The 225-nt window shown below is 39.1% G+C and carries 1 protein-coding gene; it reads left to right on the top strand.

The annotated features are described in order from the left end of the window. Positions 1-225: helix-turn-helix domain-containing protein (locus tag BN200_RS08450; RefSeq protein ID WP_019222127.1), on the top strand; the 225-nt coding region annotated here is incomplete at both ends.

The following is a 225-nucleotide window of genomic DNA, read 5'->3' as shown; positions in this document are numbered from 1 at the left end:
GCTTTCAGCGAAAAATGCTGAAAATGTCTCAAAAACAATTAGGGCATGCTTTAGGTGTAAGCTCTCAACAAATTCAAAAATATGAAATAGGATTAAACCGTGTGAGCGCAGGGCGTTTAAAGGAAATTGCTGATCTCTTGAATGTTCCTATTGCCTTTTTTTATGCTGATCTTGTAACAAAACCCTACCCCGCATACCAGCATGATGAAATCGCATCAAGCAGAG

The organism is Bartonella senegalensis OS02 (genome assembly GCF_000312545.1).
Classification (GTDB): domain Bacteria; phylum Pseudomonadota; class Alphaproteobacteria; order Rhizobiales; family Rhizobiaceae; genus Bartonella; species Bartonella senegalensis.
Note: the sequence above shows the minus strand (reverse complement) of the source record. Positions and strands in the feature narration are given on the sequence as shown.